Origin of the sequence: Enterobacter sp. C6 (assembly GCF_008122455.1) — a bacterium.
Classification (GTDB): domain Bacteria; phylum Pseudomonadota; class Gammaproteobacteria; order Enterobacterales; family Enterobacteriaceae; genus Enterobacter; species Enterobacter pseudoroggenkampii.
This window is the reverse complement of record NZ_QPFW01000183.1, coordinates 1-24,233: the sequence shown is the minus strand read 5'-3', so window position 1 is coordinate 24,233 and position 24,233 is coordinate 1. Positions and strand designations below refer to the sequence as shown.

The following is a 24,233-nucleotide window of genomic DNA, read 5'->3' as shown; positions in this document are numbered from 1 at the left end:
CCCGAGGGTCTGCCACACTGTTTAACGGGGCGCGATCTCCCGGTCTCGCCCGGCTAAGATGCCGCAGAGGGCCATTATCACCGCGGCCAGGGCGCAGCCCAGAAGCGGGATCCGCCAGTCTCCTGCGCTATCGTGAATTTTCCCCATCAGCGGAGGGCCGCAGGCGGCGAGCAGATAGCCAATCGACTGCGCCATGCCGGACAGCGCCGCAGCCTGGTGCGCGGAGCTGGCGCGCAGACCGATGAACGTCAGGCCGAGGATCATCGTTGCTCCTGTGCCAAAGCCAAACACCAGCGTCCACATCACCGCCATGCCTGGCATAAACCATAATCCCGCCGCGCTTATCGCGCACAGCAGCGCCACTGCGCCTGCAATGGCCCGCTGATCTTTCAGACGGTGGAGGATCAGCGGCACGGCAAGCCCCGGCACGGCCGTGGCCAGCTGCAGCAGCCCGTGCACCGAGCCGGCCTGCGCTTCGCTGTAGCCGTGGCTCAGCAGTATCGCCGGCAGCCAGCCGATGATGACGTAGTAAATCAGCGAGTTAATCCCTAAAAAGAGCGTCACCTGCCAGGCGAGCGCCGAGCGCCAGATGGCGCGATTATGCAGCGCGCCAGCGCCCGTTACCGCTGCAACGTGTTTCTGACGCCACTGGGGTAACCAGAGCAGCAGCGCGACCAGCGGAAACGCCATCAGCATCAGCAGGGCGCCATGCCAGCCCGCGTTCCCCTGCGCCAGGGGAACAATCATCGCTGAACCAAACGCCGCCGAGACGCCCATTGTCAGGGAATAAGCACCGGTGAGCTTCGCCACCTGGCCCGGAAAGTCACGCTTAATTAATCCGGGTAACAGCACGTTCCCGAGCGCAATACCGCAGCCAATGACTGCCGTACCGATGAACAGCAGCGCGGCGGAAGGCAGAGAGCGAACCGCAATTCCGGCGCAAATCAGCAGCAGGGCGATAAACAGGCTGCGCTCCATGCCGATACGTCGGGCAACGCCTGCGGCGAGCGGCGAGATAAGGGCGAAAGCCAGCAGAGGCAGGGTGGTCAGCAGACCGGTTTGCGCCGTGCTTAAGCCATAATCAAGACGAATAGTGTCGAGCAGCGGCGCTGCGCCGGTAAAGGTGACGCGAAGCGTAGTGGCAATCATCAGGATGCCTGCAATCAACAGCGCGCCGTGTTTTCCTGAGGTGCGAATAGCAGTAGTCATTATGTTCTCATACGTTCAAGCGAGGGCACACAATACCGATTTTCTCAGCAGTTGAAATCAGGCTAAAATGACAGTTTATCGCTAATATCGGACAAGCTGATGATTGGTCTGGGACTGGAGGGCTACGATCCTGATAGCCAGTACGATGCGGCCGTCGCATTTCGCATTCAGGTGGTGGCGGAGGAACAATATATTCCCCGGCATCATCACCGTAAGGGGCAGCTGATTCTGGCCCTTGGCGGCGCAATCACCTGCGAAGTGGAAAATGCGATGCTGATGGTTCCGCCCCAGTACGCCGTCTGGATCCCCGGCCAGATGCCGCACAGCAACAGAGCCACGCCGGGCGCGCAGCTCTGCTTTTTATTTATTGAGCCGGGGGCGGCAAGCTTGCCCGAACGCTGCTGTACCCTGAAAATCTCTCCTCTGGTGCGGGAGCTGATTTTATCCCTGGCGGAAAAATCGCGTGAGCAGCTTCCTCTTGCGACCACGTCGCGCCTGGTGGACGTGCTGTTTGACGAGCTGCCGCTCCAGCGTCAGGAACATCTGCAGCTGCCCGTCTCGCCCCATCCTAAAATTCGACTGATGAGCGAGAAGATGGCGGAAGAGCCCGCCGCCTGGCAGACGCTGGCGCAGTGGGCGAGCCATTTTGCCATGAGCGAACGCAGCCTGGCGCGGCTGGTGGTGAAAGAGACCGGTTTAAGCTTTCGCCGCTGGCGTCACCAGCTGCAGCTGATCGTGGCGTTACAGCATTTGATTAGTGGGAAATCGGTACAGCAGGTGGCCCAGTCACTGGGCTATGACTCGACCACCGCGTTTATCACCATGTTCAGGAAGGGGCTGGGCCAGACGCCGGCGCGTTATATGGCCAGCCTGACTACGACTTCCCGATAAACAGCGAGACAAGGCCTGCCGCAATCAGCGGGCCGACCGGCACGCCGCGGAAGAGCGCCACGCCCAGCACGGTGCCCACCAGCAGACCCGCCACCAGCGAGGGCTGGCTGCTCATTAGCGTGACGCCGCGTCCGCCCAGCCACGACACAAAAATCCCCACCGCGATCGCCACCAGCGATTTCCAGTTTACGAACGAGTGCAGCAGGGTTGATGCAGGAAGCGTACCGCTGGCGATGGGCGCCATTACCCCGATGGTTAAAATGATTATCCCGATGGTGAGGCCTTGTTTTTCTATCCACGGGAAAAAGGTATTTAGCGGGGTCACGCGAACAATAATAAGCACCAGAATCGAGATGGCGACCGTGGTGTTATGGCTGACAAAGCCGAGCGCGGCGAGTGCCAGAAGAATGAGCAGAGTAGGGTCAAACATAGGGAATCCTTGCCAGAATAATTAACCTGCTTACTGTACGCGCAAACGCGACGCAGGACAGTTTTAAAAAGATTTTATTGTTGTCATAACCTTGTCATTTACGCGGATTAAAACGGAGGCAGATATCGCAAAAGGGGTCGCCATCATGAACGATCACATGTTTGTGGAAACGCTGATTATCTCCTCATCGTTTTTCGCTATTGCCGTTATTCTCGTTGCCTCCGTGCTGTTTCTGGAACGAAAAGGCTGACAGGGCGTCAGCCATTGTAGTTACGCTTTATGGAAAGTTACCAGCTCAGGACGGGCGATGCGCAGGTAATCCTGGGTATCCATAATCACGGATTTCTCCAGCAGGCCAGCGTTAAACGCGATTTCGTCAAAACGCTCGAACAGCAGCGGGTCGGCAACCAGCGCCAAATCAGGATGGAAGCTAAAGGGCGGGATAGCGCCGAAAACGCAGGCGGTCAGGGTATCGACCTCGGCCGGGCTGGCGAGGGAGGCCTTTAGCCCGCCAAAATGACTGGCAAGCTGGCTCAGGTCAGCCTGCAGATCGGCGGCGAGGATCGCCAGAACGTGTTTTTTTACGCCGTTTCCCTTCACCTTGCAGACCAGGGCTTTGGCGCCTTGCCGCAGATCGGTTCCGCGAATTTCACTTACCGCTTCACATTTCCCGACCGCCTCGTGCTCCATGACGCGAAACCGCGCGCCCTGCTCGGTGAGTAAGGTAATCAGTTGCTGGTGGGTTCCTGCCCCAATAACGTCGTCAGTCATAACGATTTCCCGGTGATAATCCAGTATGCAGCGTTCTACATTAACACGGGATGAGCGGGGTCGAAAGAAAACAGCCAGCGCTTTCGCTGGCTGTTTGATTATGCGTTGCTGGTAGAAGATTGCTTGTGGAACAGCTCCCTGAACACCGGATAAATATCATCCTGGTCACGGATATGCTGCATGGCAAAATTATCAAACATCGATTGCAGATGTTCATACTCCCGCCACAGGGTCTGGTGTGCACGGCGGGTGATTTCGATATAGCTGTAGTAACGCACCACCGGCAGAATTTTCTTCGCCAGGATCTCGTGACACAGCGGTGAGTCGTCGGCCCAGTTATCGCCGTCCGACGCCTGCGCGGCATAAATATTCCACTGCGACGGGTCGTAACGCTCTTTCACCACTTCATCCATCAGCTTCAGGGCGCTTGAGACGATGGTCCCGCCGGTCTCCTGCGAGTAGAAGAACTCATGCTCATCCACCTCTTTCGCCTGAGTGTGGTGGCGGATATAGACCACCTCCACGTTCTTATAGGTTCTGCTCAGGAACAGATAGAGCAGAATATAAAAACGCTTCGCCATATCCTTGGTTGCCTGATCCATCGAGCCGGACACGTCCATCAGACAGAACATCACCGCCTGGCTGGAGGGCTCAGGGCGTTTTTCGTAGTTCTTGTAGCGCAGGTCGAAGGTGTCGATAAACGGTACCCGTTCGATCTTCGCCCTCAGCTCTGCAATCTCTTTACGCAGGCGCTCCTCTTCCAGCAGTTGCGCCGGTTCCGTGTTTTCCACGACCTTCAGGTTGCTCTCGAGCTCGCGCAGTTCGCGACGTTTGCCTGCCGTCATGGCCGTGCGTCGCGCCAGCGAGTTCTGCAACGAACGCACGACGCTGATGTTGGCGGGCACGCCGTTGGCGGTATAGCCCGCGCGATGGGTTTTATATTCATTAAGCTGACGATGCTGATTCTTTTTCAGATTCGGCAGCGCCAGGTCTTCAAACAGCAGGTCGAGATATTCATCTTTCGAAATCTGGAAGACAAATTCGTCCTGGCCTTCACCGTCCTGGCTGGCCTGTCCCTGACCGCTTCCTGAACCACCTCCGCCGCCCTGAGGGCGCTCAATTCTGTCGTTCTGAACGAAGTGGTCATTACCTGGGTGTACGCGATGGCGCAGGCCGCCTCGCCCCTGATGAAACATCGGTTCGCTGATGTCATCGGTGGGGATGGAGACAGACTCGCCGCTGTCGACGTCGGTCACCGAGCGTTTGTTGATGGCCTCGGAGATAGACTGTTTAATTTGCGCTTTATAACGACGCAAGAAGCGCTGGCGGTTCACCGTGCTCTTGTTTTTGCCGTTAAGACGCCGGTCAATAAACCAGGTCATATACCCCCCGTACTGCATTTGCCAACTTGCATTTTGTAGGCCCGGCAGGCGCTAAACGCCGCCGGGCACTTGTTTTAAGACGATTTACGCACGCGCAGGTACCATTCGCAGAGCAGGCGGACCTGTTTGCGGGTGTAGCCTTTTTCCATCATACGGTCGACAAAATCGTCGTGTTTTTTCTGTTCATCGGTTGAGGTTTTGGCGTTAAACGAGATCACCGGCAGCAGCTCTTCGGTATTGGAGAACATTTTCTTCTCAATGACCGTGCGCAGTTTCTCGTAGCTGGTCCAGTTCGGATTGCGCCCGTTGTTATGCGCTCTGGCGCGCAGGACGAAGTTCACAATCTCGTTACGGAAGTCTTTCGGGTTGCTGATCCCGGCAGGCTTCTCGATTTTTTCCAGCTCCGCGTTCAGGGATTCACGGTCAAACAGCTGGCCGGTATCCGGGTCGCGGTACTCCTGATCCTGGATCCAGAAGTCAGCGTAGGTGACATAACGGTCGAAAATGTTCTGCCCGTACTCTGAATAGGATTCCAGGTAGGCCGTCTGGATCTCTTTGCCAATGAACTCGGCGTATTTCGGGATCAGGTAACCTTTGAGGAACTCAAGGTAGCGTTCAGCCTGCTCCTGCGGGAACTGCTCGCGCTCGATTTGCTGTTCCAGCACGTAGAACAGATGAACCGGGTTGGCCGCCACTTCCGCATGGTCGAAGTTAAAGACGCGGGAGAGGATCTTAAACGCGAAGCGCGTGGACAGACCGTTCATCCCCTCATCAACCCCGGCATAGTCGCGGTATTCCTGATACGACTTCGCTTTCGGGTCGGTATCTTTCAGGCTCTCACCGTCATAGACGCGCATTTTCGAATAGATGCTGGAGTTTTCCGGCTCTTTCAGACGCGAAAGGATGGAGAAGCGTGACAGCGTTTCCAGCGTGCCGGGCGCGCAGGGGGCATGCACCAGCTCACTGTGGTTAAGCAGTTTCTCGTAAATTTTGATCTCTTCGGAGATCCGCAGGCAATAAGGCACCTTGACGATGTACACGCGGTCAAGGAAGGCCTCATTGTTTTTGTTATTACGGAAGGTCACCCATTCAGATTCGTTCGAGTGGGCGAGAATAATCCCGTTAAACGGCAGGGCGGAGATACCTTCCGTCCCGTTGTAGTTGCCTTCCTGAGTCGCCGTCAGCAGCGGATGCAGCACCTTGATTGGTGCTTTAAACATCTCGACGAACTCCATAATCCCCTGGTTCGCGCGGCACAGCGCGCCCGAGTAACCGTAGGCATCCGGATCGTTTTGCGCGAAGTTTTCCAGCTTGCGGATGTCGACTTTACCCACCAGCGCCGAGATGTCCTGGTTGTTCTCATCGCCAGGTTCCGTTTTGGCGATGGCGATCTGTTCAAGGATAGACGGCCAGACTTTCACCACGCGGAATTTGGTGATATCGCCACCAAACTCGTGCAGGCGTTTTGCCGCCCACGGCGACATGATGGTGCCGAGATAGCGACGCGGGATGCCATACTCTTTGTCCAGAATCTGCGCATCTTCCTGCGGATTGAACAGGCACAGCGGATGGTCGTTCACCGGGCTGCGTTCACCGTTGGCGCTCAGCACATAGATAGGCACGCGCTGCATCAGCGACTTCAGGCGTTCCGCCAGCGAGGATTTACCGCCGCCCACGGGGCCGAGTAAATAGAGGATCTGTTTCTTCTCTTCCAGACCCTGAGCGGCATGCTTCAGGTAGGAGACAATCTGTTCGATGGCATCTTCCATACCATAGAACTCTTCAAACGCCGGATATCGGGCGACCACCCGATTCGAAAAGAGACGGGAAAGCCGAGGCTCCAGGGCAGTGTCAACCATGTTTGGCTCACCAATAGCCATCAATAGCCGTTCTGCCGCATTGGCATAGGCACTGCGATCTTGCCGACAGATGGTAAGAAACTCCTGCAGTGTGAACTCTTCGTCCTTGGCAGCTTCATAGCGCTGGCGATAGTGATCGAATATATTCATGGCATGCCGTCCTTTCGTTTTTTAGCACAGGATAAGAGCCGTTCGTATGAGTAGTGGAGGCTCCCGGAAGAGAATCTCTCGCACCTCACTGCCAAAGCAGCAACCTGTGTGCCAGGTCAGACGCTAAGAACCGCAGGTGTTCAGGAAAACTCTTCTTAAATTAAAGCGTAGATGGCATTTGCAAAACTTGCATGCCCAGAAAATCTACTTTCAATGACATATCAATAACTCATCCAAAAATTTCCACTGTCGTTATAAGACAAATGCACGTTTTTCATTCAGCGGTCATATAAATGAAAGCAGGCTGTCATCTGATAAGTTAAAAATAATGGGTTAATCAGGCTGATTAGCAGGCAAAAAATTTTGGGATGTACGGGAATGGCGGTTACACTTCATCCGCTGATTATTTGACTACAGGAAAGAATGGATTGTGACCAAACTCAAACTTCTGGCATTAGGCATCCTTGCCGCGACCGCAGTGAACACCGCACAGGCGGAAAGTCAGTGGACGGTTGGCGCGGGTGTTGGCGTCATTAACAGCCCGTACAAACAGTATGACCGTGACGTTTATCCTGTTCCCGTTATCACCTATGAAGGCGATAACGTCTGGTTCCGCGGGCTCGGCGGCGGCTACTATCTCTGGAACGATACGGCCGATAAGCTCTCCATCATGGCCTACTACGATCCAACGCACTTCAAGCCGGGTGACAGCGACAGCCACGCGCTTCGCCAGCTCGACAAGCGCAAAAGCTCGATGATGGCCGGCCTCTCATACGTGCATAACACCCAGTATGGCTTCCTGCGTACGGCCCTGGCAGGCGATACGCTCGATAACAGCAACGGCTTTATCTGGGATCTGGCGTGGCTGTACCGTTATACCAACGGTGGTCTGACCCTGACGCCGGGTATTGGTGTGCAGTACAACAGCGAGAACTACAACGACTATTACTATGGCGTGTCTAAAAACGAGTCCCGCCGCAGTGGTCTGAAGAGCTACAGCGCAGATGACGGCTGGGATCCGTACCTGGAGCTGACCGCGAGCTATAACTTCCTCGGCGACTGGAGCGTGTACGGTACCGGCCGCTATGAGCGTCTGAGCGACGAAGTGAAGGATAGCCCGATGGTCGACAAATCCTGGGCAGGTATTTTCTCTGTCGGCGTGAGCTACAAGTTCTGATTGCGCACTAATATCGTGCAATTGATGCATTAAAACGGGGCGCGTGCGCCCCGTTTGCTTTGATGTGGTGCAGTAAGATTATCGCTTAACAATGCGGATCGTCTGCCCTAAACGAGACGGTTTTTCGTCGCTCGCTTTTTGCGGGGTGCTCACGCAGGCGGTTTCCACGCAGACAAACGTTTTATACCCTTCATCCGTCATGTCGGCCATGCTGACGGACAGCGCCGGGCCCGGGTTCCAGCCCACCACGTCGCTGTGATGATGATGGACCACTTCAATGCCGCGGTTCAGCGCGCCGTCGTGGATCACGCTGCACGCTTCCGGGTGCAGGTAGACGCGGTCGGTACGGTCAGGGAATGTCTGTATACCGTCGCTCAGTTTACCTTCTTTGGCGTTATCCACTTTGTCGATAAAGGTATCGCCAAGACCGCTCACCTTCACTGCGCCGATATCACCTACGTTGAAGTAGGTGTGCAGGGCTGCGGTGGTTTCAAACTCACCGTGGGCTTCCAGTTCGATTTCACAGGTTTTACCCAGCTTAAAGCGGGCATACAGGGTGAAATCATGCGGCCAGAGGGCGCGGGTTTCATCATTAGCCTGCAGCTCAAAGGTCAGCACGGCGCCGTTGTCATCTTCGTTGTGCGCTTTCAGCGTCCACTGCTGGTTACGGGCAAAACCGTGAGAAGGCAAACCCTGCTGGGCGGACGGGCCGAACCACGGCCAGCAGATCGGTACGCCACCGCGAATAGCCGCCCCTTTTTTGAAGGAGGTCGCATCGCTCAGCCATAAGCCTTCGGCTTCACCTTCCGGTTTCCAGGAGAGCAGGTGGGCGCCGTTCAGCGCCACGGAGGCTTTAACGCGCGGATGGTCAACGACGATAACGTCGGCACCGTCAATCTGACGGCGGGAGAGCACAGGGGTAAGCTGTTCGACTACCGGAAGTGCAAAAATTTTATTAATCATTAAGCAATCCTCTGTCTTATAAATAAAAAAAGGCGACCGAAGTCGCCTTTTTGGATCAAGCACTCATCTCAACTTATTTGGAGATGTGAGCGATCAGGTCCAGTACTTTGTTAGAGTAGCCAGTTTCGTTGTCGTACCAGGATACCAGTTTAACGAAGTTGTCGTTCAGTGCGATACCCGCTTTAGCATCGAACACAGAAGTGCACACTTCGCCGTTGAAATCGGTAGATACAACGTCGTCTTCGGTGTAGCCCAGAACGCCTTTCATTGCGCCTTCGGAAGCAGCTTTGATTGCTTTCTTAATTTCTTCATAAGAAGCAGCTTTTTCCAGACGAACGGTCAGGTCAACAACGGATACGTTAGGAGTTGGAACGCGGAACGCCATACCAGTCAGTTTGCCATTCAGTTCTGGCAGTACTTTACCTACAGCTTTAGCTGCACCGGTAGAGGATGGGATGATGTTCTGAGCCGCGCCACGGCCGCCACGCCAGTCTTTGTGAGACGGGCCATCAACGGTTTTCTGAGTAGCGGTGGTTGCGTGAACGGTAGTCATCAGACCTTCGATGATGCCGAAGTTGTCGTTGATAACTTTAGCCAGCGGTGCCAGGCAGTTGGTAGTGCAGGATGCGTTAGACACGATATCCTGGCCAGCGTAAGTTTCGAAGTTTGCACCACGAACGAACATTGGGGTGTTGTCTTTGGAAGGACCAGTCAGAACAACTTTCTTCGCACCCGCAGTGATGTGTTTACGTGCAGTTTCGTCGGTCAGGAAGATACCGGTTGCTTCAGCAACAACGTCAACACCGATTTCGTTCCATTTCAGGTTAGCTGGGTCTTTTTCAGCAGTAACGCGGATGGTTTTGCCATTAACAACCAGGTGGCCGTCTTTCACTTCAACGGTGCCGTCGAAACGACCGTGAGTTGAGTCGTACTTCAGCATGTACGCCATGTATTCAGCGTCCAGGAGATCGTTGATACCAACGATTTCGATGTCAGAACGTTTCTGAGCAGCACGGAAAACAATACGGCCGATACGGCCAAAACCGTTGATACCTACTTTGATAGTCATATATTCCACCAGCTATTTGTTAGTGAATAAAAGGTTGCCTGTAAAATTACAAAAACCTTACGCAGCGTCAAGCGGAATCGTGTCAATCATTGCGACAAATCAATCCTGTGACTAACGTTTGTGCGACTGACTCGCCTCACTTTCCCTTTGAGCTTGCACCCATATGGGGGCTGCGCCGGGATTTTAAAGGCCTCGCAGGATAAAAATGTGAGCATGATCACAATTGCCTGACCGCCTTTTCGCGACACATAAGTTTAGATCAAAAGTGCACGCAAGGGTGTTAATGTTTTGTTAGAATCCGGGTTAAAAGATGTCTGTTTCTACAGCGAGATGTAAGCATATGTCGAACCAACGTAACCCTGAAGATTTGAAAAAAAACCTCACAGAAATGCAGTTTTACGTGACGCAGAATCACGGGACGGAACCGCCGTTCACCGGGCGTTTACTGCACAACAAGCGGGACGGCGTCTACCACTGCCTGGTCTGTGATGCGCCGCTGTTTAATTCACAAACGAAATTTGATTCTGGCTGCGGCTGGCCGAGCTTTTACGAGCCGGTGAGCGATGAGGCCATCCGCTACCTGACCGACTCGTCACACTGCATGGTGCGCACGGAAATTCGCTGCGGCAACTGCGATGCGCACCTTGGGCACGTCTTCCCGGATGGCCCTCAGCCCACGGGCGAGCGTTTCTGCGTGAATTCAGCCTCAATGAGCTTCACCGATGATGAGAATGGCGACCAGATTAAGGGTTGAAAAAACGATTCAGCAAATTATTCCTTCGAAAGGGCAGGATTGTGAATATTGAAGACATGATTAGCGGGATGACGCCGGAGATTTATCAGCGTCTGGTGACCGCCGTAGAGCTGGGAAAATGGCCCGATGGCGTCGCGCTGACCCCGGAGCAAAAAGAGAACAGCCTGCAGCTGGTGATGCTGTGGCAGGCGCGCAATAACACCGACGCGCAGCATATGACGATCGACACCCAGGGCCAGATGGTAATGAAGAGCAAGCGCGAGCTGAAAGAAGACTTCGGCATCACGCCGAAGCCGATTGCGACGATGAAAATGCAATAACGGTGCGGGTTGATGCCCTCACCCAACCCTCTCCCACGGGGAGAGGGCTTGATTGTCTTACTACTTATGCGGGATCCCGAGCGACGCCGCCAGCTGTTTCGCTAACTGATTGTTGTCATCAGCCCCGTACTCCCAGAACATCGCTCCGGCGAGCCCTTTCTCTTTGATGTAGTCCGCTTTGATCGCAACGGAACGTGGGTTCTCATAGGAAATCGCAAACAGCGCGTTGCCATCGGCACCCTTCACCGACAGCCACGGCACTTTTGCCTGGTCGTCCCAGTGCTCCGTAAAGCGCTTCTGCGGATCGTTCAACAGCTTCTTCACGATATCGTTGTACTTCACGTAGGTATCTTTGGTCAGGTCATAGCCGAGTGACTTGAACAACCCGATCTCCTGCGGTCCGAAGTAGGGCTGGGTAACCGGATTTTTTTGCGCATCCGGTTTGGTCCAGTCGATCCCCGGCTCTACGGCGCGTTTCGGCACGCGGCCATAGAAACCAATCCCGAGATTCATCTGCTGCGGCTTCAGTCCGGCGGCCAGATAGTTGTTCACCACAAAGTCCACGCTGTATTTGTCCGCGGCGGCCACCGTCGGCCAGGTGCTGGAGTCATACAGGTTGGCGTTAAAATACTGCGTACCATACGCCATGTCGTAGGTCATCAGGTTGATGTAGTCGAGCAGGGGCGCAATGGCTTTCACATCCACCCAGCTTTTCGGACTTTCCGCATTCGCGCCTACCGCAATGGTGACCAGCTTTTTATGCCCGAACGCGTCGCGCATCTCCTTCAGCAGGGCGGTAAAATTATCCCGGTCGGCGGGCTGGCTTGCCACCAGCCCCCAGGCGCCGTTGACCGGATACTCCCAGTCGAGGTCGATCCCGTCCAGACCATATTTGTCGACAATCTCCTGCGCGGAGCGGATGAACACCGCGCGCGTCTCTTTGGTTGCCGCTGCGCCAGAGAAGCCACGCGCGCCCCAGCCGCCGATGGAGAGCAGGACCTTAAGATTTGGGTTTTGCTTACGCAGAGTGGGGATTAAGGCCAGATCGGACGCCACTTTTGGCGATAGCCAGATCTGATGCAGCTTCGCCGGATCTTTCAGCGCGGCGTTGGTTTCGTCTTTTTCGTCGTTATAAACCAGACCAAACGAGTAGTTCAGATGGGTGATCTGGCGAACGTCCAGTTTATTGATATCGCCACCCGGTCCGGCGGTGACATCGCCACCCCCGTTAAAGTAGCCCACGGACATCATGGAACTGGCGGAGGCAACTGACGCGCAAAGCAAGGGTAATGCTGCCAGCAAGGGCAAACGTTTCATACAAGTTCCTCTTTGACTTAATAATATTAACCACGCCACGGAAAAGGCGTGGCGAAAAAACAACCTACAGAGAATAGCATTGCCGCTTCGCTGAGGATGCGAGGGAGTTCACTTTATGGGGGATCGGAGGGGGAGTTTTGCCGGGTGGCGGCTGCGCCTTACCCGGCCTACGGGGAAAGGTAGGCCGGGTAAGCGTCAGCGCCACCCGGCTTAAAAGGCTTACGCCTGCGTCTCCAGCCAGTCTTCGAGCGTATACAGCGTCGCGCCTTCCGCAGCCATATCCATAAACGCCTGAGCGCTGTCCTGCGGGTGAATGTTCACCCCGCGGCAGCCGTCGGTGATGACGCTGACGGTATAACCTAGCTGGAGCGCATCCAGCACGGTGAACTTCACGCAGTAGTCCGTCGCCAGCCCCAGCACAATCAGCTCCGTGATTTCGTGATGACGTAACCACGCGTCCAGCGCCGTTTTCTGGCGATGCCCGTTATCAAAAAACGCGCTATAGCTGTCGATAGCCGGGTTTTCACCTTTATGGAACACCGCGTCGATGGCTCTCTGATTCAGGAGCGGATGCAGCGCCGCGCCTTCCGTCTGCTGTACGCAGTGATCCGGCCAGAAGGTTTGCGCCAGCCCGTCGAGCTCTCCCTGAGTGAAAGGCTCGACGTTATGCTGGCTGGCAAAGCTGCCGTGGTTCGCCGGGTGCCAGTCCTGGCTTGCGACAACCGCTTCGCCGCGGGCTTTGCACCAGTCTATCAGCGTGTTGGCCACGTCAACGGTGCTGTCACCTTCAGCGACGGCCAGCGCACCGCCCGCGCAGAAATCATTTTGCAAATCGACCAGTAGCAGGGCGCGTTGCTTCATGAGCACTCCTTATTCGTCCGGGGTCAGCTCGCCGCGCAGGTTTTGCATCATCGCGCTGCGAATGGACTGAATGTCCAGATCCTGACTCAGTAAATAGTGAAGTTTAGTCAGCGTTGCCTCAACGGTCATATCGAAGCCGCTGATGACCCCCGCATGCGCCAGCGCGTTGCCGGTGGCATAGCCGCCCATATTCACTTTACCGGACATGCACTGGGTCAGGTTCACCACCACAATTCCGCGCTCGCTGGCTTCCTGAAGCTCTTTCAGGAATTCACCGTTCTGCGGCGCATTGCCCACGCCGTAGGAGCGCAGGATCAGCGCTTTCACCGGCTGGCGCAGGAAGTTACGCACCACGTCCGCAGAGATACCCGGATAGATGGTGACCACGCCAATCGGTTGCGGAGTAATCGGATGCACAATCAGCTCGCCGGCGGTGTTCGGCGCCGGAGGGGTTCCCAGACGACGGATATGAATACCGGCCTCCAGCAGCGGCTGCAGGTTAGGGGAGGCAAAGGCGTCAAAGCCGTCTGCGTGGGCTTTGGTGGTGCGGTTGCCGCGATACAGACGGTTGTTAAAGAACAGCGACACTTCGTTGATCGGGTAATTCGCCGCCACGTACAGGGAGTTCAGCAGGTTGATCTGCCCGTCCGAGCGCAGCTCCGCCAGCGGGATTTGCGACCCGGTGACGATAACCGGCTTGCTCAGGTTCTCCAGCATGAAGGAGAGCGCCGAGGCGGTAAACGCCATGGTGTCGGTACCGTGCAGGATCACGAAGCCGTCGTACTGGTCGTAATGGGCTTTAATGTCATCCGCGATGTGCTGCCAGTCTTCCGGCGTCATGTCGGAGGAGTCCATCAGCGGCTCGTATTCGTGGATAGTAAAGTCAGGCATTTCCGGACGGTGGAATTCAGGCATCAGCGCAAGCTGACGCTGAAGGTGGCCGGAGACGGGGATATAGCCGTTTTCGGAGCGCTGCATACCGATGGTACCGCCAGTGTAGGCTACATAAATCGATTTCTTCTGCATGGTAGTGAGTTCTTGTTCTTCAAAAGAAAAAAATCCCCTCTTCGCGGGAAGAGGGGACGGTTTTTAACGGACGTTAGCGCAGGTCAGGCAAAACGCGTAACGACTCTGTGGATCGTTAAAGGCCGCAAGCTTATCGCTTTCTGCCTTCATCGCTTTTGCCGCCGTGGCGACTGGCGCAGGCAGGTAAGCCTGCAGCGCCTCCGGCAGCATGGCGCGTACCGAGCCGGACATGCTGTCCATGACCATATCGAAGAACGACGGTTCGTCCTGGTAATACTCGATATGCCACTGCTTCAGCTTCGCCAGTTCGGCGGCTTTCTTCACCGCGTCATCGAAGTCACCCAGGCTGTCCACCAGTCCGTTGCTCTTCGCATCCTGACCGGTCCAGACGTGGCCCTGCGCAATCTGGTCGATCTGCTCAGGCGTCTTTTTACGCGAGTCTGCGACCAGGGTGATAAAGCGTTTATAGCCGTTCTCAATGCTGAGCTGCATCATCTCAGAGACTTCCGGCGGCAGAGATTTGGTCACCGACACATCCGCCAGCGGAGAGGTCGCTACGCCATCGGTATGCACGCCCAGGGAATCCAGGCTGTTCTCTACGGTGTTGATCACCCCGAAGATGCCAATCGAACCGGTCAGCGTGCTTGGGTTAGCCACGATGTAGTTGGCTGGCGTGGAGATCCAGTAACCTCCGGAGGCGGCCATTCCGCCCATTGAGACGACGACCGGCTTGCCGGCGGCGCGCGCCGCGGCCAGTTCAGCGCGGATCACCTCGGAGGCGCTGACGCTACCGCCAGGGCTGTTGACCCGCAGGACAATCGCCTTCACTTTTGGATCGAGGCGCGCATCGCGGATTTGTGACGCGGTAGTATCGCCGCCCACGTTCCCCGGGGTCTCCTGACCGTCCATGATCGCACCGTTGGCAAAGACCACCGCGACGCTGTCACCGCTGTCATCCGGCTTTTTCGTCGAGTAATCATACATGCTGATGGCGCTGTAGTTTTTATCCTCTTTGCTCCAGCCAAACTGCTTGCTCAGGGATTTTTCAATCTCGGCGCTGGTGCCCAGGGCATCAACCAGTTTGTTATCCAGCGCATATTTCGCGGTATCACCGTCAACCTTACGCAGGCCTTCCAGCACGCCCTGCGCGCCGGGGAACGCCTGCTCAGGCGTAATCTGACGGTTCGCGGCAACGGTGCCCAGATAGTTCTGCCACAGCTCGCCAATCCAGCGGCTGTCCGCTTCGCGGGCGGCAGGGGACATATCGTCGCGGATAAACGGCTCAACGGCGGATTTATAGGTACCGACGCGGAAGACGTGGGTGGTGACCTTCAGCTTGTCGAGCAGCGATTTGTAGTACAGGCCGTTGGTGGCAAAGCCGTGCAGATCCACCGTACCCTGCGGGGAGAGCCAGATCTTATTGGCGAAGCTCGCCAGATAATATTGCCCCTGGCTGTAGCTGTCGCCCACGGCAATCACCGGCTTGCCGCTGTCGCGGAATTCGCGCAGCGCTTTACCGATATACTGCATTGAAGGCTGATCGCCTCCGGCAAAATCTTTCAGATCCAGCACGATCCCGGTGATGTTACGGTCGTCTTTGGCCTGGCGGATGGTATCGACGATATCAAACAGGGAGTTTTCCTGCAGACGATCTGAGGTTGCGCCAAACAGCTGGCGACCAATCACGCTCAGGCGACTGCTGGTGGACGGCTTATCAACGATAACGCCGGTGATATCGAGTAATAGCGCGCCGCGCGTTGAATGCTGCGCCTGATTCGCGTTACTGATATGCATCCAGATGCCCGCGCAAACCAGAACCAGGAAGATGAAGAAGATGTTCATCACCAGGTTGCGGACGAAGTTGAGCAGTCTCCACGTCCATTTAAAGAAACCGGCAATGATTCGCCAAAGGGTTCGCATGTATTCTCCCTAACCAGAAAATGACTGTTTCCGTCGCCACTGGACGGTAATGTTGGGTTATCGTAATGACCCAACCGCCACTTGTCAGCAGGAATCGCCTGCCAGGCTGTAACAAAATCTGCCGCCGTGTTAATTTTGTGAGTAAATTTCAAGAAAGGAGTTAACCAATGGACGCACTCGAACTGCTTGTTAACCGCCGTAGCGCTTCCCGTCTGGCCGAACCTGCCCCGGCAGGCGAGCAGCTGGAGAACATTCTGCGTGCCGGCATGCGTGCCCCCGATCATGGCACGCTGCAGCCATGGCACTTCTTTGTAATTGAAGGCGAAGGCCGCGATCGTTTCAGTCAGCTGCTGGAGCAGGGGGCGGTGGCCGCCGGGCAGGATGAGAAAGGGATCGACAAGGCGCGCAATGCTCCGTTCCGCGCGCCGATGATCGTCACCGTCGTGGCAAAATGCCAGGCCGACCATAAGGTGCCGGTCTGGGAGCAGGAAATGTCCGCAGGCTGTGCGGTGATGGCGATGCAAATGGCCGCCGTAGCACAAGGCTTCAACGGTATCTGGCGCACCGGCCCGCTGACCGAAAGCCCGGCGGTCCGGGACGGTTTTGGCTGCGGTGAGCATGACAAAATTGTCGGCTTCCTCTACCTCGGCACCCCGCAGCTTAAAGCCTCCAGCACCATCAGCGTGCCGGACACCACGCCTTTCGTCAGCCGTTTCTGATAACGCACGCTAAACTGTCTGGATTCTGAGCATCTGCCGCAGAATTCAGACAGTCATACTTACCTCTTTATGGAATGAGCGCTACCATAGCGCGATTGAGATGACAGGAGACGTCCATGAGCGAGCAAACCATTCGTTTAACGCAGTACAGCCACGGAGCCGGTTGCGGTTGTAAAATTTCCCCGAAAGTGCTGGAGACCATCCTGCACAGTGAACAGGCGAAGTTTGTCGACCCGAACCTGCTTGTCGGCAACGAAACGCGTGACGATGCTGCAGTTTATGACTTAGGTAACGGCACCAGCATTATCAGCACCACCGACTTCTTTATGCCGATTGTCGACAACCCGTTCGACTTCGGTCGCATTGCGGCCACCAACGCCATCAGCGATATCTTCGCCATGGGGGGGAAGCCGATCATGGCGATTGCCATTCTGGGCTGGCCGATCAACACCATCCCGCCGGAAGTGGCTCGTGAAGTGATTGATGGCGGCCGTTTTGCCTGCCAGCAGGCGGGGATTGCGCTGGCCGGCGGTCACTCTATTGATGCACCTGAACCGATCTTCGGCCTGGCCGTCACCGGCGTGGTGCCGACCGAACGCGTGAAGCGCAACAGCACCGCGCAGGCGGGCTGCAAGCTGTTCCTCACCAAGCCGCTGGGCATTGGCGTGCTGACCACCGCCGAGAAAAAGTCCCTGCTGAAGCCCGAGCACAAAGGTCTGGCTACGGAAGTGATGTGCCAGATGAACCTCGCCGGTGCGGCATTCGCCAATATCGACGGCGTGAAGGCGATGACCGACGTCACCGGTTTTGGTCTGCTGGGACACCTCTCTGAGGTCTGTCAGGGCGCGGGCGTGCAGGCGCAGATCTGGTATCAGGACGTGCCGAAGCTGCCGGGCGTGGAGGATTATATTGCTCAGGGCGCGGTCCCGGGCGGTACCCAGCGCAACTTCGCCAGCTACGGTCACCTGATGGGCGAAATGCCTGAGGAGTGGCGCAACCTGCTGTGCGATCCGCAAACCTCCGGCGGCCTGCTGCTGGCGGTGACGCCGGAGTCAGAAGCTGACGTTCAGGCGACCGCCGCCGAGTTCGGCATCATCCTGACGGCGATCGGCGAGCTGGTGACCGCGCGCGGTGGCCGACCGATGATTGAGATCCGTTAATTCGATGCGGTTGTTTATTGCCGAAAAGCCGAGCCTGGCCCGTGCCATCGCCGACGTGCTGCCTAAGCCGCATCGCAAAGGCGACGGCTTTATCGAATGCGGTAACGGGCAGGTGGTCACCTGGTGTATCGGTCACCTGCTTGAGCAGGCGCAGCCGGATGTCTATGACAGCCGCTACGCCCGCTGGAATTTAAACGATCTGCCCATCGTGCCGGAAAAATGGCGCCTGCAGCCCCGGCCTTCGGTCACCAAACAGCTGAACGTGATCAAGCGCTTCCTGCATGAAGCGGCTGAAATCGTGCACGCGGGTGACCCGGACAGGGAAGGGCAACTGCTGGTGGATGAGGTGCTGGACTATCTGGAGCTGGCGCCGGAAAAGCGCCAGCAGGTGCAGCGCTGCCTGATCAACGACCTTAACCCGCAGGCGGTGGAGCGAGCCATTTCGCGCCTGCGCGCCAACAGCGAGTTTATTCCGCTGTGCGTCTCGGCTTTAGCCCGCGCCCGCGCCGACTGGCTGTACGGCATCAACATGACCCGCGCCTACACCATTCTTGGGCGTAATGCGGGCTATCAGGGCGTACTTTCAGTGGGGCGTGTGCAGACGCCGGTGCTGGGGCTGGTCGTGCGTCGTGACGAAGAGATTGAGAATTTCGTCGCTAAAGATTTCTTTGAGGTGAAAGCGCATATCGTCACGCCTAAAGACGAACGCTTTACCGCCGTCTGGCAGCCGAGCGATGCCTGCGAATCCTATCAGGATGAAGAGGGGCGCCTGCTCCATCGTCCGCTGGCCGATCATGTGGTTAACCGCATTACCGGGCAGCCCGCTATCGTCACCAGCTATAACGATAAACGGGAATCAGAACCCGCGCCGCTGCCGTTCTCGCTGTCGGCCCTGCAGATTGAGGCCGCGAAGCGCTTTGGCCTCAGCGCGCAGAACGTGCTGGATATCTGCCAGAAGCTCTATGAAACCCATAAGCTCATCACCTATCCGCGTTCGGATAGCCGTTATCTGCCGGAAGAGCACTTTGCCGGACGCCATTCGGTGATGAACGCCATTAGCGTGCACGCGCCGGATCTCCTGCCGCAGCCGGTGGTGAACCCGGACACCCATAACCGCTGCTGGGACGATAAAAAGGTGGACGCCCACCACGCGATTATCCCGACGGCGCGTGCCAGCAGCGTCAACCTGACCGACAACGAAGCGAAGGTCTATAACCTGATCGCCCGTCAGTACCTGATGCAGTTCTGCCCGGACGCGGTGTTCCGCAAATGCGTAATCGAACTGGAAATCGCGAAAGGGAAATTTATTGCTAAAGCCCGTTTCCTTGCAGAAGCAGGCTGGCGCACGCTGCTGGGGAACAAAGAGCGTGACGAGGAGAACGACGGCACGCCGCTGCCGGTGGTTGCTAAAGATGACGAACTGCTGTGCGAGAAGGGCGAAGTGGTTGAGCGTCAGACCCAGCCGCCGCGCCATTTCACCGATGCGACGCTGCTGTCGGCGATGACCGGGATCGCCCGCTTTGTGCAGGATAAAGATCTGAAGAAGATCCTGCGCGCCACCGACGGTCTGGGTACGGAAGCAACCCGCGCGGGGATCATCGAGCTGCTCTTTAAGCGCGGTTTTCTTGAGAAAAAGGGGCGCTATATCCATTCGACCGAGCCGGGCCGCGCGCTGATTCATTCCCTGCCGGAGCTGGCCGCCAGGCCGGACATGACCGCGCACTGGGAATCGGTGCTGACGCAGATCAGCGAGAAGCAGTGCCGCTATCAGGACTTTATGCAGCCGCTGGTGGGGACGCTTTACCAGCTGATCGATCAGGCGCGCAGCACGCCGGTGAAGCGCTTCAGAGGGATGGTTGCACCAGGCGCGGGTGCGAAGAAACCGTTTAAAAAGAAGAAAAGCGCGGCCTGATACGCCCGGTTTTCTCCCTCTCCCTGTGGGAGAGGGCCGGGGTGAGGGCACCCGGCCGCACGATATAAACCTTAAATCACACCCTGCCCGATCATGGCATCTGCCACCTTCACGAATCCGGCGATATTCGCCCCGCGTACGTAGTTGGTTTGCGATGCCTCGCCGCCGTACTCCACGCAGGCGTGGTGAATATCCAGCATGATATGGTGCAGGCGCGCATCCACTTTTTCTGCCTTCCAGCCGAGACGCGCGGCGTTTTGTGCCATCTCGAGGCCGGAGGTTGCCACGCCACCGGCGTTAGCGGCCTTGCCCGGTGCAAACAGCACGCCTGCCTCAAGGAACAGGTTCGTGGCGTCGATGGTGGTCGGCATGTTCGCCCCTTCGGCCACCGCTTTTACGCCGTTGCTAATCAACGTGCGCGCGGCTTCAACGTCCAGCTCGTTCTGCGTGGCGCACGGCAGGGCGATATCCACCGGCACGCCCCACGGCTGTTTTCCTTCCAGGTATGTCAGGCCAAACTCCCGGGCGTAATCCGCCACGCGTCCATCGCGGCTGGCTTTGATTTCACACAGGCGCGCCAGCTTCTCTGCCGTGAAGCCCGCTTCATCCACCACCGTGCCGCTGGAGTCAGAGGCGGTTACCACGCGAGCGCCAAACTGCATCGCTTTCTCAATCGCGTACTGCGCCACGTTACCGGAGCCGGACACCCCGACGCGCATGCCTTCAAAGCCTAAACCGTGGCGCTTGAGCATGGCCTCGGTGAAGTAAACCAGGCCGTATCCGGTCGCTTCCGGGCGGATCAGGCTCCCGCCAAACGACAGCCCTTTTCCGGTAAAGACGCAGGCGCTGTTGTTGGAGAGCTTTTTCATCATCCCGGCCATAAAGCCCACTTCACGTCCGCCGACGCCGATATCACCGGCAGGCACGTCGGTATCCGGGCCGAGGTGACGGTAGAGTTCGGTCATCAGCGCCTGGCAGAAGCGCATCACTTCGCCTTCGCTTTTGCCTTTCGGATCGAAATCGCTTCCGCCTTTCCCGCCGCCCATCGGCAGCGTGGTGAGGGCGTTTTTAAAGGTCTGCTCGAAGCCGAGGAACTTCAGAATTGACAGGTTTACGGACGGGTGGAAGCGCATGCCACCCTTAAACGGGCCAATGGCCGAGTTAAACTGCACGCGCCACGCGCGATTGACCTTCACCTGATTGCGATCGTCCACCCACGTCACGCGGAACTGGATCACGCGCTCTGGCTCGACAAGGCGTTCAAGCAGAGACATCTGGCGATAGCGCGGGTTTTGTTCAAGGAAGGGCCACAGGGTGGTCATCACTTCACGCACGGCCTGCGCGAACTCGCTCTGGTGCGGGTCGCGCTGCTGAACATGGGCAAGGAAACTTTCCAGAGAGCGTGTCTGATCCATAGATATAAGAACCTCTTATCGTATTTTATGTGTATTACTTATGCGATTTGTGTTGTTTTTTTGACTATACCACCCGTACTGCTTTGTGTGGCAAGCAGAAATGTAGGGCGAAAGGGAAATTAATGAGAGCGCAGGCGTCATAATCAAAAGCGATGAAGAGATAAATTAAAGGTTCCGCTCTGGTTTACCGTTATAGTCATTATCAAGGAACAACAGGAAGATGTGTCTATGAACCGTTATCTACTCACCGCGTTATGTCTGATCTTCACTGCTGGCGCGCAGGCTGACCGCATTCGTCCGGATGTGGAAGTGAATGTGCCGCCGGAAGTGTTTAGCTCCAGCGGTCAGAATCAAACGGTGCAGCCCTGCAATCAGTGCTGTATCTATCAGAATCAGAACTACTCGGAAGGGGCCGTGGTGAAAGCAGACGGCGTGCTGTTGCAGTGCCAGCGCGACGAGCGCGTTATCGGTACGAACCCGCTGGTCTGGCGTCGCGTAAAACAATAAACGCTTCCAGCAGCGGAATATCCGCGGGGGCCAGGGCGTAGCCAAACGCCTCTTCCGGCGTACACCACGCCAGCGCGCTGTGGTAGTGCGCCGTGAGCTCGCCGCTAAACGCAGGAACGTGCCAGGCGTGCAGGTTGATTAACCGCTGCGAGACTTCGCGCTGGTGGCTTGCTACATATTGCGCAGGCAGCGCTTCAATACCCAACTCTTCACGCAGCTCGCGGATAAGCGCCTCGGGCTGGGTTTCTCCGGCCTCGACTTTACCGCCTGCAAATTCCCACATGCCCGGCTGGTCGGCGTGGGCAGGGCGCTGTGCCAGTAAAATTTTGTCGTCTTTTTCGATGATGGCGGCAACGACATCGAGTGTTTTCAGCATGGTCGTCAATAATTGATAGCGAAAAAAGACATATTATCGTGCCCTTTCTCAGAGTCCAGCTATCAGGAGAATCAGGTGAAAGAGACTACCACCTGGGTTGCCCCTATCGAATCCCTTCCCGCCAGCCTTAAACCCATTGCCGCCATGCAGAAAAAGCATTTTGGCGCGGTGCTGAATCCCACGCGCTGGTGGGCGCGCATGCCGCGTCTGTTCTGGCTGGTGGCGCTGTTTGTCGGTTTTCTGGAGCGTCGTCGCGCGCGCCTGACGCCCGTGCTTCGTTCGCTGCTCATGACGCGGGTGTCCCAGCTCTGCCACTGCGCTTTCTGTATTGATGCCAACAGCCTGCGGCTGGCCGAGCGCTGCGGCGCACTGGATAGGGTTCAGGCCGTGGGGGACTGGCAGGATTCCACTTTGTTCACCGAGCAGGAGCGCGCGGCGCTGGCCTACGCCGAGGCGGTGACCGCCACGCCGCCCCGGGCGGATGAGGCCATCAGAACGGCGCTGAAGCGCCACTTTACGGATGACGCCATCACCGAGATGACGGCGCTCATTGCCTTTCAGAATCTCTCCGCCCGCTTTAACGCCGCGCTGGATATTCCGGCTCAGGGGCTGTGCGCCACGTTTAATGAGACGCCACATGCTTGACCGTCACCTGCACCCGCGGGTAAAGCCCGTTCTGAATCGTCTGGTTTCCGTGCTGGACAGGCCGGGCATTACGCCCGACGGATTAACCCTTTCCGGGTTTGCGATTGGCGTGCTGGCGCTGCCGTTTCTGGCCCTCGGCTGGTATCCTGCTGCGCTGGTCGCCATCGTGCTTAACCGCCTGCTGGACGGTCTGGACGGGGCGCTGGCGCGCCGCAGAGGGCTGACCGATGCGGGAGGATTTCTCGATATCGCGCTCGACTTTCTGTTCTACGCTCTGGTGCCGTTTGGCTTTGCGCTCGCTGCTCCCGCAGAGAATGCGCTGGCGGCCGCCTGGCTGCTGTTTGCGTTTATTGGTACCGGCAGCAGTTTTCTGGCGTTTGCGGCGCTGGCCGCGAAGCACGACATCGACAACCCCGGCTATGCGCACAAGTCGTTTTATTACATCGGCGGGTTAACGGAAGGGACGGAGACCATCGCGCTGTTTGTGCTGTGCTGCCTTTTCCCGGCGCACTTCACGCTTTTCGCGTGGGTATTTGGCGCGCTGTGCTGGCTGACCACCACAACGCGCGTCTGGAGCGGCTACGTGACGCTGAAGTCACTCAACCCTTAGAGAGCGCTTTCTGGCCCGCGCTCACCGGTTGTCACCGGGTTCTGCGGGTGACTGCTCCATTCGTACCAGCCGCCGTCATAGACGGCGATATTCTTCCAGCCCATCGCCCGGGCGTACATAAAGGTTTCGGACGCCCGCCAGCCGGTGCCGCAGTAAAACGCGACGTGCTGTTCCGGCAGAATATTCCAGCGCTTCCACTGGGCGGCGATGTCGTCCGCACTGCGCATGGTGCCATCCGGGTTATGGAAATCCTCCATGTGGGTAGCATCGCTGCCCGCATGACCCCAGCGGGCACCGGCTATTTCACCTTTTGGCTTGATGTAGCTGTAGCCGCTTGTTTCGCCGATGAACTCCGGCCACGAACGAATGCTGACCAGGGAGGCATCCTGACGGTGCAGCATCCCGCGCGCCTGTTCCATATCGACCATCAGCTGCGGCTGGCCGGGGATTGGCGCGCCGAAATCGGGGGCTGGCGCCACTTTACCGGGCGTGCCGCGCTCAACCGGGAGGCCTGCATCTGACCACGCCTTCCAGCCGCCGTCGAGAATACGCACATCCTTCACGCCCGCATACAGCATAATCTGCGCCACGCGCGCGGCGGCGTATACGTCGCGGCCATACAAGATGACGGTGGTGTCGTGGCGGATCCCGTGCTTCGCCAGCATCGCTTTCAGCTTGTCGTCGGAGACTTTATTCCACAGCGGCTCGCTTTCCACTTCGTTAGTATCGATGTAGCCCGCGCCGGGAATGTGGTTCAGCAGGTAAAACTTCGGTGCGCCCCAGGCGGCTT

The 24,233-nt window shown here is 57.1% G+C and carries 25 protein-coding genes; 11 read left to right on the top strand and 14 right to left on the bottom strand.

Annotation, left to right across the window (positions count from 1 at the left end; all coding sequences use genetic code 11):
• Window positions 1-21: 21 nt before the first annotated feature.
• Window positions 22-1,209, bottom strand: a complete 1,188-nt coding sequence (locus DOU50_RS06495; RefSeq protein ID WP_061715517.1) for a CynX/NimT family MFS transporter — start codon at window positions 1,207-1,209, stop codon at window positions 22-24.
• A 99-nt stretch (window positions 1,210-1,308) separates the two neighbouring features.
• On the opposite strand from DOU50_RS06495, the gene DOU50_RS06490 reads away from it, so the two are divergent.
• On the top strand, window positions 1,309-2,100 hold the full coding sequence (locus tag DOU50_RS06490; protein WP_048990780.1) for an AraC family transcriptional regulator: 792 nt from the start codon (window positions 1,309-1,311) through the stop codon (window positions 2,098-2,100).
• On the opposite strand, the gene DOU50_RS06485 is transcribed toward DOU50_RS06490, so the two are convergent.
• The gene (locus DOU50_RS06485) at window positions 2,084-2,530 is read right to left on the bottom strand and encodes a DUF441 domain-containing protein (protein WP_024908579.1); all 447 of its coding nucleotides are present in this window, start codon (window positions 2,528-2,530) and stop codon (window positions 2,084-2,086) included. The two genes, DOU50_RS06490 and DOU50_RS06485, sit on opposite strands and share 17 nt — an antisense overlap.
• A 145-nt stretch (window positions 2,531-2,675) precedes the next feature.
• On the opposite strand from DOU50_RS06485, the gene yoaI reads away from it, so the two are divergent.
• Window positions 2,676-2,780 (top strand): small membrane protein YoaI, encoded by a 105-nt coding sequence (gene yoaI / locus DOU50_RS06480; protein WP_010430055.1) that lies wholly within the window; start codon window positions 2,676-2,678, stop codon window positions 2,778-2,780.
• 20 nt (window positions 2,781-2,800) lie between these two features.
• Here the strand turns inward: yoaI and DOU50_RS06475 are convergent, their stop codons facing one another.
• The 3 genes from DOU50_RS06475 to yeaG form a co-directional block, all read right to left on the bottom strand.
• Window positions 2,801-3,301, bottom strand: a complete 501-nt coding sequence (locus DOU50_RS06475) for a YbaK/prolyl-tRNA synthetase associated domain-containing protein (protein ID WP_047651996.1) — start codon at window positions 3,299-3,301, stop codon at window positions 2,801-2,803.
• 98 nt (window positions 3,302-3,399) lie between these two features.
• Window positions 3,400-4,683, bottom strand: coding sequence for a YeaH/YhbH family protein (locus DOU50_RS06470; protein ID WP_148769065.1), 1,284 nt, complete (start codon window positions 4,681-4,683; stop codon window positions 3,400-3,402).
• A 74-nt stretch (window positions 4,684-4,757) separates the two neighbouring features.
• Window positions 4,758-6,692 carry a protein kinase YeaG gene (gene yeaG, locus DOU50_RS06465; RefSeq protein WP_008500713.1) on the bottom strand — a complete coding sequence of 645 codons (1,935 nt, stop codon included), beginning with the start codon at window positions 6,690-6,692 and terminating at the stop codon, window positions 4,758-4,760.
• 430 nt (window positions 6,693-7,122) lie between these two features.
• On the opposite strand from yeaG, the gene DOU50_RS06460 reads away from it, so the two are divergent.
• Window positions 7,123-7,869 (top strand): MipA/OmpV family protein, encoded by a 747-nt coding sequence (locus DOU50_RS06460; protein ID WP_024908575.1) that lies wholly within the window; start codon window positions 7,123-7,125, stop codon window positions 7,867-7,869.
• A gap of 78 nt (window positions 7,870-7,947) precedes the next feature.
• Here DOU50_RS06460 and DOU50_RS06455 read toward each other — a convergent pair whose 3' ends face one another.
• Both DOU50_RS06455 and gapA read right to left on the bottom strand, forming a co-directional pair.
• Complete coding sequence (locus tag DOU50_RS06455; protein ID WP_024908574.1) at window positions 7,948-8,832, bottom strand: D-hexose-6-phosphate mutarotase; 885 nt, start codon at window positions 8,830-8,832, stop codon at window positions 7,948-7,950.
• A 73-nt stretch (window positions 8,833-8,905) separates the two neighbouring features.
• Window positions 8,906-9,901 (bottom strand): glyceraldehyde-3-phosphate dehydrogenase, encoded by a 996-nt coding sequence (gene gapA, locus DOU50_RS06450; RefSeq protein ID WP_014831506.1) that lies wholly within the window; start codon window positions 9,899-9,901, stop codon window positions 8,906-8,908.
• Window positions 9,902-10,241: 340 nt separating this feature from the next.
• Between gapA and msrB the strand changes: the two genes are divergently transcribed.
• Window positions 10,242-10,655, top strand: coding sequence for a peptide-methionine (R)-S-oxide reductase MsrB (gene msrB, locus DOU50_RS06445; RefSeq protein ID WP_148769064.1), 414 nt, complete (start codon window positions 10,242-10,244; stop codon window positions 10,653-10,655).
• Between the two features lie 41 nt (window positions 10,656-10,696).
• The gene (locus DOU50_RS06440; protein WP_148769063.1) at window positions 10,697-10,975 is read left to right on the top strand and encodes a YeaC family protein; all 279 of its coding nucleotides are present in this window, start codon (window positions 10,697-10,699) and stop codon (window positions 10,973-10,975) included.
• 60 nt (window positions 10,976-11,035) lie between these two features.
• Here DOU50_RS06440 and DOU50_RS06435 read toward each other — a convergent pair whose 3' ends face one another.
• The 4 genes from DOU50_RS06435 to sppA all read right to left on the bottom strand — a co-directional run bounded on the left by DOU50_RS06435 (window position 11,036) and on the right by sppA (window position 16,099).
• Window positions 11,036-12,292, bottom strand: a complete 1,257-nt coding sequence (locus DOU50_RS06435) for a glycoside hydrolase family 18 protein (protein WP_148769062.1) — start codon at window positions 12,290-12,292, stop codon at window positions 11,036-11,038.
• 219 nt (window positions 12,293-12,511) lie between these two features.
• Window positions 12,512-13,153: a bifunctional nicotinamidase/pyrazinamidase gene (gene pncA, locus DOU50_RS06430; protein ID WP_148769061.1), complete on the bottom strand. Its 642-nt coding sequence runs from the start codon at window positions 13,151-13,153 to the stop codon at window positions 12,512-12,514.
• 9 nt (window positions 13,154-13,162) lie between these two features.
• A complete protein-coding gene (gene ansA, locus DOU50_RS06425; RefSeq protein ID WP_008500705.1) occupies window positions 13,163-14,179 on the bottom strand; it encodes an asparaginase in 1,017 nt (338 codons plus the stop codon).
• A 63-nt stretch (window positions 14,180-14,242) separates the two neighbouring features.
• Window positions 14,243-16,099, bottom strand: a complete 1,857-nt coding sequence (sppA, locus tag DOU50_RS06420; RefSeq protein ID WP_148769060.1) for a signal peptide peptidase SppA — start codon at window positions 16,097-16,099, stop codon at window positions 14,243-14,245.
• Window positions 16,100-16,266: 167 nt separating this feature from the next.
• Between sppA and DOU50_RS06415 the strand changes: the two genes are divergently transcribed.
• The 3 genes from DOU50_RS06415 (at window position 16,267) to DOU50_RS06405 (ending at window position 19,890) form a co-directional block, all read left to right on the top strand.
• Window positions 16,267-16,818 carry an NAD(P)H nitroreductase gene (locus tag DOU50_RS06415; protein ID WP_024908568.1) on the top strand — a complete coding sequence of 184 codons (552 nt, stop codon included), beginning with the start codon at window positions 16,267-16,269 and terminating at the stop codon, window positions 16,816-16,818.
• A gap of 116 nt (window positions 16,819-16,934) precedes the next feature.
• Window positions 16,935-17,978, top strand: coding sequence for a selenide, water dikinase SelD (gene selD / locus DOU50_RS06410; protein ID WP_148769059.1), 1,044 nt, complete (start codon window positions 16,935-16,937; stop codon window positions 17,976-17,978).
• 4 nt (window positions 17,979-17,982) lie between these two features.
• Window positions 17,983-19,890 carry a DNA topoisomerase III gene (locus tag DOU50_RS06405; protein ID WP_024908566.1) on the top strand — a complete coding sequence of 636 codons (1,908 nt, stop codon included), beginning with the start codon at window positions 17,983-17,985 and terminating at the stop codon, window positions 19,888-19,890.
• A gap of 71 nt (window positions 19,891-19,961) precedes the next feature.
• On the opposite strand, the gene gdhA is transcribed toward DOU50_RS06405, so the two are convergent.
• Complete coding sequence (gdhA, locus tag DOU50_RS06400) at window positions 19,962-21,305, bottom strand: NADP-specific glutamate dehydrogenase (RefSeq protein WP_148769058.1); 1,344 nt, start codon at window positions 21,303-21,305, stop codon at window positions 19,962-19,964.
• A 228-nt stretch (window positions 21,306-21,533) separates the two neighbouring features.
• On the opposite strand from gdhA, the gene DOU50_RS06395 reads away from it, so the two are divergent.
• Window positions 21,534-21,812, top strand: coding sequence for a YnjH family protein (locus DOU50_RS06395; protein WP_024908564.1), 279 nt, complete (start codon window positions 21,534-21,536; stop codon window positions 21,810-21,812).
• On the opposite strand, the gene DOU50_RS06390 is transcribed toward DOU50_RS06395, so the two are convergent.
• The gene (locus DOU50_RS06390) at window positions 21,769-22,188 is read right to left on the bottom strand and encodes a pyrimidine (deoxy)nucleoside triphosphate diphosphatase (RefSeq protein ID WP_148769057.1); all 420 of its coding nucleotides are present in this window, start codon (window positions 22,186-22,188) and stop codon (window positions 21,769-21,771) included. The genes DOU50_RS06395 and DOU50_RS06390 overlap by 44 nt on opposite strands.
• 75 nt (window positions 22,189-22,263) lie before the next feature.
• On the opposite strand from DOU50_RS06390, the gene DOU50_RS06385 reads away from it, so the two are divergent.
• On the top strand, window positions 22,264-22,833 hold the full coding sequence (locus DOU50_RS06385; protein ID WP_148769056.1) for a carboxymuconolactone decarboxylase family protein: 570 nt from the start codon (window positions 22,264-22,266) through the stop codon (window positions 22,831-22,833).
• The gene (locus DOU50_RS06380) at window positions 22,826-23,443 is read left to right on the top strand and encodes a CDP-alcohol phosphatidyltransferase family protein (protein WP_048991598.1); all 618 of its coding nucleotides are present in this window, start codon (window positions 22,826-22,828) and stop codon (window positions 23,441-23,443) included. The genes DOU50_RS06385 and DOU50_RS06380 overlap by 8 nt, the downstream gene beginning before the upstream one ends.
• On the opposite strand, the gene DOU50_RS06375 is transcribed toward DOU50_RS06380, so the two are convergent.
• Window positions 23,440-24,233: sulfurtransferase (locus DOU50_RS06375; RefSeq protein ID WP_148769055.1), on the bottom strand; the 794-nt coding region annotated here is incomplete at its 5' end. The genes DOU50_RS06380 and DOU50_RS06375 overlap by 4 nt on opposite strands.

Coding starts and splice junctions, on each gene's coding strand:
- DOU50_RS06495 (WP_061715517.1), bottom strand. CDS start 1,209: ATGACTACTGCTATTCGCACCTCAGGAAAACACGGCGCGCTGTTGATT.
- DOU50_RS06490 (WP_048990780.1), top strand. CDS start 1,309: ATGATTGGTCTGGGACTGGAGGGCTACGATCCTGATAGCCAGTACGAT.
- DOU50_RS06485 (WP_024908579.1), bottom strand. CDS start 2,530: ATGTTTGACCCTACTCTGCTCATTCTTCTGGCACTCGCCGCGCTCGGC.
- yoaI (WP_010430055.1), top strand. CDS start 2,676: ATGAACGATCACATGTTTGTGGAAACGCTGATTATCTCCTCATCGTTT.
- DOU50_RS06475 (WP_047651996.1), bottom strand. CDS start 3,301: ATGACTGACGACGTTATTGGGGCAGGAACCCACCAGCAACTGATTACC.
- DOU50_RS06470 (WP_148769065.1), bottom strand. CDS start 4,683: ATGACCTGGTTTATTGACCGGCGTCTTAACGGCAAAAACAAGAGCACG.
- yeaG (WP_008500713.1), bottom strand. CDS start 6,692: ATGAATATATTCGATCACTATCGCCAGCGCTATGAAGCTGCCAAGGAC.
- DOU50_RS06455 (WP_024908574.1), bottom strand. CDS start 8,832: ATGATTAATAAAATTTTTGCACTTCCGGTAGTCGAACAGCTTACCCCT.
- gapA (WP_014831506.1), bottom strand. CDS start 9,901: ATGACTATCAAAGTAGGTATCAACGGTTTTGGCCGTATCGGCCGTATT.
- msrB (WP_148769064.1), top strand. CDS start 10,242: ATGTCGAACCAACGTAACCCTGAAGATTTGAAAAAAAACCTCACAGAA.
- DOU50_RS06435 (WP_148769062.1), bottom strand. CDS start 12,292: ATGAAACGTTTGCCCTTGCTGGCAGCATTACCCTTGCTTTGCGCGTCA.
- pncA (WP_148769061.1), bottom strand. CDS start 13,153: ATGAAGCAACGCGCCCTGCTACTGGTCGATTTGCAAAATGATTTCTGC.
- ansA (WP_008500705.1), bottom strand. CDS start 14,179: ATGCAGAAGAAATCGATTTATGTAGCCTACACTGGCGGTACCATCGGT.
- sppA (WP_148769060.1), bottom strand. CDS start 16,099: ATGCGAACCCTTTGGCGAATCATTGCCGGTTTCTTTAAATGGACGTGG.
- DOU50_RS06415 (WP_024908568.1), top strand. CDS start 16,267: ATGGACGCACTCGAACTGCTTGTTAACCGCCGTAGCGCTTCCCGTCTG.
- selD (WP_148769059.1), top strand. CDS start 16,935: ATGAGCGAGCAAACCATTCGTTTAACGCAGTACAGCCACGGAGCCGGT.
- DOU50_RS06405 (WP_024908566.1), top strand. CDS start 17,983: ATGCGGTTGTTTATTGCCGAAAAGCCGAGCCTGGCCCGTGCCATCGCC.
- gdhA (WP_148769058.1), bottom strand. CDS start 21,305: ATGGATCAGACACGCTCTCTGGAAAGTTTCCTTGCCCATGTTCAGCAG.
- DOU50_RS06395 (WP_024908564.1), top strand. CDS start 21,534: ATGAACCGTTATCTACTCACCGCGTTATGTCTGATCTTCACTGCTGGC.
- DOU50_RS06390 (WP_148769057.1), bottom strand. CDS start 22,188: ATGCTGAAAACACTCGATGTCGTTGCCGCCATCATCGAAAAAGACGAC.
- DOU50_RS06380 (WP_048991598.1), top strand. CDS start 22,826: ATGCTTGACCGTCACCTGCACCCGCGGGTAAAGCCCGTTCTGAATCGT.